We start from the raw sequence: 12412 nt of genomic DNA on the forward strand, positions 1-12412 counted from the left end.
GTATTATTTCTTTTATTTGTTGTTTTCCAAAACAGCAGTATTCGGAATTTCTTCAGGTAGTACTACTTTTTTTAAAACATCAATATAAAGACCAATTCCTTCGACCACCTCCTCAATAAAAATAAACTCATCTGCAGAATGTGATCTCACAGAATCCCCCGGTCCAAGTTTTAGAGAAGGGCAACTCAATACGGATTGATCAGATAATGTCGGAGATCCATATGTGCTTCTTCCCAACGAAATCCCTGCCTGTACTATAGGATGTTCCATCGGAATTGATGAGGATCCCAGATGTAGAGATCTCGGCTTTACTTTTACCGTTTGAGGCAAAGCCTCTTTTATTGTATTCAGTACCTCTCTATTTGTATAATGGTCATTGACCCGTATGTCTACTACTAATCGACAATTAGCCGGCACTACATTATGTTGCTTTCCCGCATCAATTTGTGTAACTGTCATTTTTACTTTTCCCAATGTATCAGACACCTTGGAAAACTCGTATTCCTGAAACCACCTGATAACTTCCAGCGTATTATAAATAGCATTGTCGTCATTAGGGTGTGCCGCATGACTAGCAGTTCCTTTCACTGTAACATCAAGTACCAGTAATCCTTTTTCTGCAATAGCCAGATCCAGCAATGTCGGTTCCCCTACAATAGCAAAATCAATCCCTCTCAAATGTTTCAAAACACTATTTAACCCATTATCACCACTACTCTCTTCTTCGGCAGAGGCAACAATCACCAAATTATATGCCATGTTTTCGCAATGATAATAGTATGTAAAAGCTGCTATTAATGAAACCAAGCACCCTCCTGCATCATTACTCCCTAAACCAAATAACTTTCCTTCCGATTCAAAAGCTTCAAAAGGATTATTGGTATAATTTCCATTGGGTTTTACTGTATCGTGATGAGAGTTTAACAAAATTGTGGGTTTATCAGGATCGTATTGCTTGTTATAGGCCCAGATATTATTATTCTCCCTATGAAAAGGAATATCATTCTTAGAAAACCATCGTTCTATAAGAAGAGCTGTTTCTTGCTCTTCTGAAGAAAAGGAAGGAGTTTCTATTAACTGTTTTAACAAAACAATTGCTTCCTGAGTTAGTTCTTCTTTTAGAGACATAAGGTTGTATGTTTTATAGAGTTATCTTTAACAAAATCTGCATTGGCTATATGAACTTCATTTACATTTTTTTTCAAGGCATCAAAGCAATTCTTCAGTTTGGGGAGCATTCCTGCTGAAATCACATTTTGATCCTGAAGTTCTTTGTACTTTAATTGATCTATATACTCTATGATTGAACTTTTATCTTCTATATCTTCCAGGACTCCTTGTAATTCGAAACAATAAAATAAAGACACTTCATAAAAAGGGCTCATCGCTGCCGCTATTTCTGATGCAATGGTATCTGCATTTGTATTCAATAATTGCCCGCTTGTATCATGGGTTACCGCACAGAATACCGGTACAATATTTTGTTCGAGCCAATTTTTGATAATCACTCCATCTACTTTGACAATATCTCCTACATAGCCATAATCTACAAATTGAGGTGGTCGCTTTTGCGCCTGTATTACATTCCCGTCTGCTCCGGTTAACCCCAATGCATTACAATTATTTTTTTGCAAAGCGGCTACAATCTTCTTATTCAACACTCCCGCATAAGTCATTAAGACAATATCCAGATTTTCTGAAGAAGTAATTCTTCTGCCATCGATCATTTCTGTTTTGACTCCTAATTTATCAGCTAATTTGGTTGCCATCTTCCCCCCTCCATGCACTAATATTTTAGGTCCTTTTACTTTGGAGAAATCCTGTAAAAAGGAAGCCAATACCTTCTCGTCTTCTATAACATTACCTCCTATTTTTGCTACTAGTATTTTTTCCATATCATTTCTTTTTACACGATTATTCCAACATCTTTTTTAAGACCAGTTGTGCTGCATATGTTCTATTATTAGCCTGTTCAATCACTAATGAATTAGCACCATCCAATACCTCATCATCTACGACTACATTTCTTCTTACCGGTAAGCAGTGCATAAATTTCGCATTGTTGGTCAGCTCCATCTTTTTTGCTGTCATTTTCCAGGACGTATCTGTAGAAAGAACTTTTCCGTAATCTGCATAAGAGCTCCAGTTCTTGACATATACAAAATCTGCATCTTTCAAAGCTGCTTCCTGATCATGTGTTGTTGTTACTCCTTCTGTTATATGCCTGGCTAATTCATAACCTTCTGGGTAGGTACAAACAAAATCTACATCCATTCGTTTGATCATTTCTACAAAGGAATTTGCTACTGCCTGTGGTAATGGCTTTGGATGAGGTGCCCAGGAAAAAACTACCTTGGGTCTTTTTTTAGTCATGTGCTCCGTAATGGTCATCGCATCTGTTAATGCCTGTAATGGGTGTGCAGTAGCACTTTCCATATTAATGATAGGTACAGAAGCGTATTTCACAAAACTCTTAATTACTTTCTCACTGTAATCATCCTCCTTAGATTCCAGAGAAGCAAAAGCCCGAATAGCCAATACATCGCAATACTGAGATACTACCTGAGCTGCCTCTTTTACATGTTCTGATGTTCCCTGATCCATGATCGTTCCATCATTATACTCCAGGGACCATCCCTCTCCATTAAAATTCATAACAATCACATTCATCCCTAAGTGTACCGCTGCTTTTTGGGTACTTAACCGGGTTCGCAAACTCGGATTAAAAAAGAGCATTGCTATGGTTTTATTTTGACCATATTCCTTGTATCCTAATGGATTCTTTTTGATCGTGATAGCTTCTTCTACCCAGTCAGCTACTGAATCTATATCATGTGTGGAAAAATATTTTTCTATTTTAATCATGTCTTTTGTCTCCATCCTGCTTGCTTATTATGATTCTTAAAATTGTTTAGGGGATTACTACTGAGGTTACTTCCTGTACTCCTTTTATAAACCTATCTATTGCCGAGGTCGTAATAGTCATTGGAGGCAATACCCTCAGTAATTTTTGATTCTTCGCTCCTCCCGTAAAAATTCGTTCTTCGTAGATCAATCTCTTCCGAAGTTCTCCTACTTCTGTTTCGAATTCGATTCCAAGCATCAACCCTCTTCCTTTAATCTTACTGACTCCCTGAATCTTTTGAGCTTTATTGATTAAATACTGTCCCATCTTCATTGCCTGCTCAACAAGCTTTTCTTGTTTGATGACCTCCAATACTGCCAGACCTGCTACACAAGCCAGGTGATTTCCTCCAAAAGTAGTTCCCAGCAATCCATAACTAGATTGAAATTCCGGACTAATTAATATCCCTCCAATAGGAAATCCATTTCCCATTCCTTTTGCTATGGATATAATATCTGGTTTAATTCCATGATGTTGATGCGCAAAAAACTTTCCGCTTCTTCCATAACCAGACTGTACTTCATCTGCAATCAAAACTACCTTGTACTTTTTGCACAAATGCTGTATTGCTTTAAAAAATTCAGTTGTAGGTTCATCTAGTCCCCCTAGTCCCTGAATGGGTTCTATAATCACAGAAGAAACATCTCCTTTCTCTATTTCTTTTTGGAAAGATTCAATATCATTTAAGGGCAGTATACTTACTTGTTGCTGTTTATTAATAGGAGCTACAATTTTAGGGTTATCTGTCACGGCTACTGCTGCAGATGTCCTCCCATGAAATCCGTTAGAAAAGGCAATCACTTTTGATTTACCTGTATGAAAAGAAGCAAGCTTTAATGCATTCTCATTGGCTTCTGCCCCAGAATTACACAAAAACAAACGGTACTCATCATACCCGCATAGTTCTCCTAATTTATTAGCCAGTTCTTGTTGTAAACTATTATGAACTGCATTTGAATAAAAACCGATTTGATCTAATTGGTCTTTTATGCGCTTTACGTAGTGTGGATGAGAGTGTCCTATAGAAATTACAGCATGCCCTCCATACATATCGAGATACTCTTTTCCTTTTCTATCTATAACAATACAATCATAAGCATTTACTGGCTCTACATCATATAATGGATATACATCAAATAGTTTCATTTTTATTATTTTTTTACAGCAGTTACCCCAATGGTAATTCCTGTTATTTTATAGTATTAATTTTTTCATAAGAAGCCATTACTCCTTTTATTACGGAAGAGCTTAATCCCTGATGTTCCATCTCATTCAACCCTTCTATTGTACATCCTTGCGGGGTAGTTACTTTATCGATTTCCCGTTCTGGGTGGGTTCCGTTCTCTGCCACCAATGTAGCAGCTCCAATAGCTGTCTGTACTGCGATAATCTGAGCTTCATGCGGATGAAACCCCATTTGGATTCCTCCTTGTATCATCGCTCTTAAAAATCGAAGAAAAAAAGCAATACCACTGGCTCCCAACACCGTAGCTGCCTGCATCAATCGCTCTTCAATCACCAAAGTTTCTCCAATTGTTTTGAATATTTCCTCTACGATCGCTAACTCTTCCTTTACATCTTTGCCTGCAGAGATACAGGTCATTGATAATTTTTTTGCTGCCCCCGTATTCGGCATCACCCTAATCACCTTATTATCAGGCAATAGTTGATTAATTTCTTCTATAGAGGTTCCTGTAACCGTAGAAATAAATACCTGATCTTTAGTAACTTTATCTTTTATTTCATTAAGAACTCCTTCTAATTGCCTCGGTTGTACACATAGAATAACCCATTTTACATTTTCTATAGCTGTAATAATGTCTTGAGAGATATTGACCCCCAGATTGTCTTTCACGTATGATAAGTTATAAAAGGACTTATCAACTACAGTTATATCAGATGTATTAAATATATCACTGGATACCAAACCTGAAATTATTGACTTTCCAAGATTTCCTCCTCCTATTATTGTTAATTGTTCCTGCATCTTTTCTTTTTTTAACTGTTTTCTTTTTTAAAAAGCTGCTGCTTTTAATTCCAAACCTTCTTTTTCAGGGTATCCGAACATCAGGTTCATATTGTGTATTGCTTGACCTGAAGCTCCTTTTATAAGGTTATCTATAACTGACGTAATCAATAGCATCCCTTTCTTTTTGCATACATGTAATACACATTTATTGGTATTTACGACCTGTTTTAAATGGATCTCTTCTTCTGACACTACTGTAAACTCTTCATCCTTATAATAATCCATATACAATTGTTTTGCAGCTGCTTCTGTTCCTTCAAAACGGGTATACATCGTTGCATAAATTCCTTTGCTAAAATTTCCCCGATTCGGAATAAAGAACAAAGGAGCTGTAAAGTCCTCTTGCAAAGCTTTCAGGCTTTGGTTTATTTCTCCTAAATGTTGGTGATTAAAGACCTTATAACTAGAAAAATTATTGTCTCTCCAGCTAAAATGAGTAGTCGCTCCCGGTACAACCCCTGCCCCGGTGCTTCCTGTTGTGGCATTAATATGTACGACATCTTCCAGTTTTTTGGCAGAAGCTAATGGCAATAGTCCTAATTGAATTGCTGTAGCAAAACATCCTGGATTTGCGATATAAGATGCCTTATTAATTGCTTCTTTATATAGTTCTGGTAATCCATATATAAATTTTTTACCTTCAAAAACCTGATCTTTTTCCAATCTGAAATCATTTCCCAAATCAATAATTTTTGTTGTTTCGGAAAATGTATGACTCTCTAGAAAAGAGCGCGACCTTCCATGCCCCAGGCATAGAAAAAGCACATCAACTTCTGGATTAACTGTATTCGTAAAATCCAGTGTAAGCTCTCCTAGCAGATCTTTATGTTGTTTATGAATTGGGTTTCCTGCATTGGTCGTACTGTATACAAAATCAATAGTTACTCTTGGGTGATGTACCAGTAATCGTATTAATTCCCCTGCTGTATATCCTGACCCTCCTATAATTCCTGCTGTAATCATACTAATGAAGAATTTATCTGGTGATATATTTTATTCGCATTTCCATAGATTTTGATAAACCCTTTGGCATCCTCTGAGGTCCACTCATTATTCATCTCTCCATATTGACCAAAATCAGATTTCATAAGGTCAAAATCAGAAGCGACTCCTTCTAATACAAAATGATACGGTTTTAATCGAACAATCACATCTCCTGTTACTGTCTTTTGGGAATCTTCTAAAAAGACCTCTATATTCCTCATTACCGGATCTAAGTAGTTTCCTTCGTGCAATAACATTCCATACCAATTAGCCAATTGTTCTTTCCAATACTGTTGCCATTTAGTCAGTACATGTTTTTCTAACAAGTGATGTGCTTTGATAATTAATAGAGGAGCTGCTGCTTCAAACCCCACTCTCCCTTTTATTCCAATAATAGTATCTCCAACATGAATATCTCTTCCTATCGCATAGGAACTCGCCAACTGTTCCAGTTTTTTGATATTACTGATAGGTGTATCCTTTACATTATCTAAACCTATCAATTCTCCTTGATCAAAATGTAGGGTAATAGTCGTCTCTTCTTTATTTTCTAGTTGACTCGGATAGGCAGACTCCGGTAATGACTGATGAGATGTCAATGTTTCTTTTCCTCCCACACTGGTTCCCCAAATCCCTTTATTAATAGAATATTGTGCTTTCTCCCAACTGTAATTAACACCGTGTTTTTCGAGATATGAAACTTCCTCTTGCCTAGATAATTGTAAATCTCGTATAGGAGTGATAATATTTATTTCTGGAGCCAGGGTCTGAAAAATGACATCAAAACGGATCTGATCATTTCCTGCTCCTGTACTTCCATGAGCTATATAATTAGCTCCGATTTCTTTGGCATATTTAATTACTTCTATTGCCTGAAAAATTCGTTCTGCACTAACTGATAAGGGATAGGTATTATTTTTTAATACATTTCCAAAAATTAAATATTTAATAGCTTTATTATAGAAGGTATCCAATATGGTTTTATTACTATGAGAACTACTTCCCAGTTCATACGCTTTTTGTGCTGTTTCTTCTAACTCTTTTTCAGAAAAACCTCCGGTATTAACCAATATGGTATGAACTTCCAATTGTTTTTCATGAATCAAATACTTGACACAGTAAGAAGTGTCTAATCCTCCGCTATATGCTAATACTACTTTTTCCATTGTAAAAAATGTTTATTACTTATCAGCATTTTTTGTTTAATGCTTCGTAATCGTTTTAATATCTTTTTATTGAATTGTTTCTTTTTATTTTCTTTTTGTGTCGGATCGTATAACATCCCAGTACACAGACACATTTTATGATCTTTTGATTTTAGAATATCATAATTGGTACATGTCCTGCACCCAGACCAAAACTTAGGATCTTCTGTTAATTCAGAGAAAGGAACTGGTTTATACCCTAGCTCAGAATTAATCTTCATAACAGCCAATCCTGTAGTTATTCCAAACACTTTGGAATTAGGATATTTTTGTAATGAGTGTTCAAAGGTGAACTCCTTAATACGTTTTGCTAATCCTATTTTTCTATAATCAGGATGAACAATAAGTCCTGAATGGGCTACATATTTCTCATGTTCCCAAGCCTCTATGTAACAAAAACCGGCAAAGGCTTCTCCACACATAGCGATAATGGCGTGACCACTGAGCATTTTACTTCGAATATACTCTGGGGTCCGTTTAGCGATTCCTGTTCCGCGAACTCTGGCTGAATCAAGAATAACATCACAGATCTCATCTGCGTAAGAAAAATGTGATTTTGTTGCTACTGTAATATGAACCTGTTTCATGCCTATACTACTGTTTTAGGTATTCTATAAAACTTGTCAAAAAATGTATTCTAATTGATTCTCAAATCTGTCATTATGATATAATCGTACCTAAAACATTTACAGCAATACAGCCACTGTTCATGCTTTTATTAATTATATCAAAAAGCCTGACTATCTTCTCTTACAGGTATAACAAACCTGTAAAAGATGTATTAATTTTTTAATTAAAGTATGGGGTATCCTCTTTGGAGAAATAAAGATCTACAGATATATAATACAAACGCAATAATTCATATTAACATCTAGTAAAGTTTTAGTAAAATTAAAGAGGTTTTTATCTCACGGGGAAGCAGGACGCACCCACTTCTTTTACATTTTTATATCCCAAAGGGACGACGGAAACAGCGATTTGATTGTGGAGTAATCAAAGATAAAAGGATTGGTTTTCCTGCTGCTGGTAGTATGTCTTGTAAATGTCTCATAATATAGTAACTCTAAATCGTCGGCCGAAGCCCCTTTCGTTAACTAACTGTGCAATAATACGTAAAAAACATACACGCTACCTAATTATAGACTTAAAATTTCGAGTTTTTATCAATATCATAAAAAATCCCCTGTAAAATCATCGATATCTCACTCCCTTTTTTGGATTTTATGTAAACAACTAAAAATTACACACTACCTCAATCATTTATGTATTCTTTCCCTTTTTTACTATCTCCCGATAGGATTGTAACAAAAGTTTTTTTGGATCGTCATAAAAATATATCCAAAACCAATCGATATGATCCGTTTTATTTTACTTTTACTCTTCACTCTTATTTCTTTTTTCACGGGAAACAGCCAAGAAACTTCTCTCCTGCTAAAACAAGAAATAATCCCATTTTCTAAAATTAAACACTATGAAAAATTCTTGTCTCGATTTCCTGAAATAGAAGCAGTGAACAGCTACAATATTACTTACCTCAGTGATGGTCTCAAAGTAAAAGGTGTTCTGGTTCTTCCTAAAAAAGAAGGACAATATCCTACAATCATCTATAATAGAGGTGGAAACGGAGATACTGGTGCCATATCGCCAAAAGCTATTCCGTTTTTAGGACTTGCTAAAATAGCCAGTAAAGGGTATGTCGTGATCGCGAGTCAATACAGAGGTAATATGGGAGGAGAAGGAAAAGAAGAGTTTGGAGGACAAGATGTTAATGACGTATTGAATCTTCTAAATGTGATAAAAGAAATAAAACAAGCGGATACTACTAATGTAGGTATGTATGGATGGAGTCGTGGGGGAATGATGACCTATATTGCATTAACCAAAACAAATCGCATAAAAGCCGCTGTTGTTGGGGGAGCTGTCTCGAATAATTTTGAAACCATTACCGACAGACCTATCATGGAAGAAAAAGTATTAGCAGAACTCATCCCTGAATATTCTAAGCATAAAGAAACCGAATTAAAAAAGCGATCTGCAACCTTTTGGGCACATGCATTCCCAAAAGATACACCATTACTCATTATGCATGGCACCTCTGACTGGCGTGTAAAACCATCTCAGTCTTTACAACTGGCTGTAGAATTAGACAAGCATCGAAAACCTTATCGACTTATCATGTTTGAAGGAGGTGATCACGGAATTAGAAACAACAGAAAAGAGGTTTCCGAGCAAGTGATTCAATGGTTTGATCGTTTTCTAAAACAAGGAGAAAAGGTTCCCAATATGGAGTTTCATGGAAAATAAGCAGTACCTCTTGTGTATCTTCCCTGGATTATCGAATAAAAAACCTCTGCATGGCATTGCTGCAGAGGTTAAAAAAAATAAAAGTTGCAACTATCTTTAAATCAAAAACTGAAATAAATCAGGTTTATCATTTAGATAATCGCCAAAAAAATTCTTTTCTTTCATTCTGGTAATCAAAGGAGCTAAATCTTTTGTATCTTTTAATTCAATTCCTACCACAGCAGGACCATTCTCTCTACTTGATTTTTTAGAATATTCAAAATGAGTGATATCATCATTAGGACCTAATACTTCGCCCACAAATTGCTTCAAAGCTCCTGCACGTTGTGGAAACCGTACAATAAAATAATGTTTTAGTCCAGAGTACAACAAGGCCCTTTCTTTGATCTCTGCTGTACGCGTAATATCATTGTTACTACCACTGACAATACACACTACATTTTTTCCTTTGATTTCTTCTTTATAGAAATCCAGCGCTGCTAAAGTTAGTGCTCCTGCTGGTTCTACAACAATAGCATCTCTATTATACAAGTCCAAAATAGTCTGACATACCAGTCCTTCCGGAACAGTTATCATTTCAGACAAATTAGAGTTACAAATCTCGAAATTGTGTTCACCAACCTTCTGGACCGCAGCACCATCTATAAACTTATCTATATCGGCAATCTCTGTATTGATTCCTTTTTCTATAGAAGTGGACATCGAAGGAGCTCCTGCTGGTTCTACTCCAATAATTTTTGTTTTGGGAGACAAGGCTTTCATAGCTCCACATAAACCAGATGCCAATCCTCCTCCTCCTACAGCAACAAAAATATAATCTATAGGAGCATCTGCCTGCTTAAAAATCTCCAAACCGATGGTTCCCTGTCCTTCTATGGTTTTGGGATCATCAAAAGGATGTACAAATGTTTTTCCCTGAGATTCGCAAATCTCTTTGGCTGCCCTGGATGAATCATCAAACGTATCTCCTTCTAATACTATTTTTACATGAGCTCCTCCAAACATCTGAGTTTGCTCTACTTTTTGCTTTGGCGTCACAGAAGGCATATAAATTGTCCCTTCAATTTGCAAATGGTTGCATGCAAAGGCAACTCCCTGGGCATGATTTCCCGCACTGGCACAAACCACTCCCCGTTGTAATTGTTCCGGAGTCAAAGAGCTTATCTTATTAAAAGCTCCTCTAATTTTGTAGGATCGAACCCGCTGAAGATCTTCTCTTTTTAATAAGACATTCGCTTCATACCTCCGAGAATACCTAATACTATTCATTAAAGGAGTCACCATAGCCACTTCTTTTATAGTTGTAGCTGCTTTTTGTATATCCTCTAAATCCGGAAAATATGTGGTCTTCGTTGTATTCATAATGTATTGCTAATTCTACTCGTCATTGTATCTTTCTACTAATATCACCCTTTGGGAAGGTACAAACCGGCTTATACTTTTTTTGCACAAACCGGATTTACTTTTTTATACAATTGGTTTCATTGCTGTCATAGAAGCTCTAAGCTTATTTCCTACAACTTCAATTGGGTGATTTCTTAAAATCTCATTAATAGAAATTAGTTTTGCATTATCTACTCCGTTATCAACTCCTTCATCATATGCTTTCCCTATAACATCTACATCAATATCTTTCATAAAATCAGATAATAATGGCTTACATGCATGGTCGAATAAATAACAACCATACTCAGCGGTATCGGAGATTACTCTATTCATTTCGAATAGTTTTTTTCGTGCAATTGTATTCGCAATTAAAGGAGTTTCATGTAATGATTCATAATACGCTGACTCTTCAATGATTCCTGATTCAGTCATCGATTCAAAGGCTAATTCTACTCCTGCTCTTACATACGCAACCATAAGTACTCCGTGATCATAAAACTCCTGTTCAGAAATTACTACATCTCCTGCCGGTGTTTTCTCAAAAGCAGTTTCTCCTGTTTCTGCTCTCCATCCTAATAAATTCTTATCGTCATTTGCCCAATCTTCCATCATAGTACTGGAAAAATGCCCTGACATAATATCGTCCATATGTTTTCTGAACAACGGTCTCATAATTCCTTTTAATTCTTCTGATAATTCGAATGCCTTCACTTTGGACGGGTTAGACAAACGATCCATCATATGAGTAATACCTCCGTATTTTAATCCTTCGGTGATAACTTCCCATCCATACTGAATTAATTTTGAGGCATACCCTTTATCAATTCCTTTTTCGACCATTTTATCAAAACAAAGAATAGATCCTGTCTGTAATAATCCGCATAAGATTGTCTGCTCTCCCATTAGATCTGACTTTACTTCTGCTACGAATGAAGATTCTAAAACTCCTGCCTTATGTCCTCCGGTAGCTACTGCATACGCTTTGGCCTGCGCGAGACCTTCTCCTTTTGGGTCATTTTCCGGGTGTACCGCAATAAGTGTAGGCACTCCGAATCCTCTTTTATATTCTTCTCGTACTTCTGATCCAGGACATTTTGGCGCAACCATAATAACCGTCAGATCTTCTCGTACTTTCATTCCTTCTTCTACGATATTAAATCCATGAGAATAGGATAACGTAGCACCTTTTTTCATCAGCGGCATTACTGTACTTACCACTTGTGTATGCTGTTTATCCGGAGTTAAATTAATCACCATATCAGCTGTTGGAATCAACTCCTCATAAGTTCCTGTTGTAAAGCTGTTTTCAGAAGCATTTTTATACGATTGTCTTTGTTCTTTAATTGCTGCTTCTCTCAAAGCATAGGATATATCCAGCCCTGAATCTCTCATATTCAATCCCTGATTCAGCCCTTGTGCTCCACATCCTACTATAACAATCTTTTTTCCTTTTAATGCAGCTACTCCATCCGAAAACTCAGATAATTCCATAAATCTGCATTTTCCTAATTGAGTTAACTGATCTCTTAATGATAGTGTATTAAAATAATTTGCCATTTTCTTATTGGTTAATTTTTTTCCGTTGCCCGGAACAGTTTT

The 12412-nt window shown here is 36.3% G+C and carries 11 protein-coding genes; 1 reads left to right on the forward strand and 10 read right to left on the reverse strand.

Annotated features, from left to right (window positions below; all coding sequences use genetic code 11):
• Positions 1–12: 12 nt before the first annotated feature.
• Genes ACFSTE_RS21470 through ACFSTE_RS21505 form a run of 8 tightly spaced genes read right to left on the reverse strand, consistent with a single transcriptional unit; the run spans position 13 to position 7710 of the window.
• Positions 13–1128 carry a M20 family metallo-hydrolase gene (locus ACFSTE_RS21470; RefSeq protein ID WP_378254179.1) on the reverse strand — a complete coding sequence of 372 codons (1116 nt, stop codon included), beginning with the start codon at positions 1126–1128 and terminating at the stop codon, positions 13–15.
• Positions 1119–1895, reverse strand: a complete 777-nt coding sequence (gene argB / locus ACFSTE_RS21475; protein WP_378254177.1) for an acetylglutamate kinase — start codon at positions 1893–1895, stop codon at positions 1119–1121. Before argB ends, ACFSTE_RS21470 begins: the two co-directional genes overlap by 10 nt.
• Positions 1896–1914: 19 nt before the next feature.
• Positions 1915–2880: an N-acetylornithine carbamoyltransferase gene (locus ACFSTE_RS21480; RefSeq protein ID WP_254884056.1), complete on the reverse strand. Its 966-nt coding sequence runs from the start codon at positions 2878–2880 to the stop codon at positions 1915–1917.
• 31 nt (positions 2881–2911) lie between these two features.
• A complete protein-coding gene (locus tag ACFSTE_RS21485) occupies positions 2912–4051 on the reverse strand; it encodes an aspartate aminotransferase family protein (protein ID WP_378254175.1) in 1140 nt (379 codons plus the stop codon).
• Between the two features lie 43 nt (positions 4052–4094).
• Positions 4095–4892, reverse strand: coding sequence for a pyrroline-5-carboxylate reductase (gene proC, locus ACFSTE_RS21490; RefSeq protein ID WP_378254173.1), 798 nt, complete (start codon positions 4890–4892; stop codon positions 4095–4097).
• Between the two features lie 27 nt (positions 4893–4919).
• Complete coding sequence (gene argC, locus ACFSTE_RS21495; RefSeq protein WP_378254171.1) at positions 4920–5897, reverse strand: N-acetyl-gamma-glutamyl-phosphate reductase; 978 nt, start codon at positions 5895–5897, stop codon at positions 4920–4922.
• The gene (locus tag ACFSTE_RS21500) at positions 5894–7084 is read right to left on the reverse strand and encodes an argininosuccinate synthase (protein ID WP_176030785.1); all 1191 of its coding nucleotides are present in this window, start codon (positions 7082–7084) and stop codon (positions 5894–5896) included. The genes argC and ACFSTE_RS21500 overlap by 4 nt, the downstream gene beginning before the upstream one ends.
• Positions 7072–7710, reverse strand: coding sequence for a GNAT family N-acetyltransferase (locus ACFSTE_RS21505; RefSeq protein ID WP_176030786.1), 639 nt, complete (start codon positions 7708–7710; stop codon positions 7072–7074). The genes ACFSTE_RS21500 and ACFSTE_RS21505 overlap by 13 nt, the downstream gene beginning before the upstream one ends.
• A 766-nt stretch (positions 7711–8476) precedes the next feature.
• Between ACFSTE_RS21505 and ACFSTE_RS21510 the strand changes: the two genes are divergently transcribed.
• Positions 8477–9427: an alpha/beta hydrolase family protein gene (locus ACFSTE_RS21510; protein WP_378254169.1), complete on the forward strand. Its 951-nt coding sequence runs from the start codon at positions 8477–8479 to the stop codon at positions 9425–9427.
• A gap of 96 nt (positions 9428–9523) precedes the next feature.
• Here the strand turns inward: ACFSTE_RS21510 and ilvA are convergent, their stop codons facing one another.
• Positions 9524–10789 (reverse strand): threonine ammonia-lyase IlvA, encoded by a 1266-nt coding sequence (gene ilvA / locus ACFSTE_RS21515; RefSeq protein ID WP_176030788.1) that lies wholly within the window; start codon positions 10787–10789, stop codon positions 9524–9526.
• A 105-nt stretch (positions 10790–10894) separates the two neighbouring features.
• Positions 10895–12370 (reverse strand): ketol-acid reductoisomerase, encoded by a 1476-nt coding sequence (gene ilvC, locus ACFSTE_RS21520; RefSeq protein WP_378254166.1) that lies wholly within the window; start codon positions 12368–12370, stop codon positions 10895–10897.
• Positions 12371–12412 lie beyond the last annotated feature (42 nt).

Source organism: Aquimarina hainanensis (assembly GCF_042684685.1).
Lineage (GTDB): Bacteria > Bacteroidota > Bacteroidia > Flavobacteriales > Flavobacteriaceae > Aquimarina > Aquimarina hainanensis.

What these genes read in the sequence shown, in the direction of transcription:
- ilvC (WP_378254166.1), bottom strand. Translation starts at nt 12,370, where the DNA reads ATGGCAAATTATTTTAATACACTATCATTAAGAGATCAGTTAACTCAA.
- ACFSTE_RS21500 (WP_176030785.1), bottom strand. Translation starts at nt 7,084, where the DNA reads ATGGAAAAAGTAGTATTAGCATATAGCGGAGGATTAGACACTTCTTAC.
- ACFSTE_RS21510 (WP_378254169.1), top strand. Translation starts at nt 8,477, where the DNA reads ATGATCCGTTTTATTTTACTTTTACTCTTCACTCTTATTTCTTTTTTC.
- ACFSTE_RS21480 (WP_254884056.1), bottom strand. Translation starts at nt 2,880, where the DNA reads ATGGAGACAAAAGACATGATTAAAATAGAAAAATATTTTTCCACACAT.
- ACFSTE_RS21470 (WP_378254179.1), bottom strand. Translation starts at nt 1,128, where the DNA reads ATGTCTCTAAAAGAAGAACTAACTCAGGAAGCAATTGTTTTGTTAAAA.
- ACFSTE_RS21485 (WP_378254175.1), bottom strand. Translation starts at nt 4,051, where the DNA reads ATGAAACTATTTGATGTATATCCATTATATGATGTAGAGCCAGTAAAT.
- argB (WP_378254177.1), bottom strand. Translation starts at nt 1,895, where the DNA reads ATGGAAAAAATACTAGTAGCAAAAATAGGAGGTAATGTTATAGAAGAC.
- ilvA (WP_176030788.1), bottom strand. Translation starts at nt 10,789, where the DNA reads ATGAATACAACGAAGACCACATATTTTCCGGATTTAGAGGATATACAA.
- ACFSTE_RS21505 (WP_176030786.1), bottom strand. Translation starts at nt 7,710, where the DNA reads ATGAAACAGGTTCATATTACAGTAGCAACAAAATCACATTTTTCTTAC.
- proC (WP_378254173.1), bottom strand. Translation starts at nt 4,892, where the DNA reads ATGCAGGAACAATTAACAATAATAGGAGGAGGAAATCTTGGAAAGTCA.
- argC (WP_378254171.1), bottom strand. Translation starts at nt 5,897, where the DNA reads ATGATTACAGCAGGAATTATAGGAGGGTCAGGATATACAGCAGGGGAA.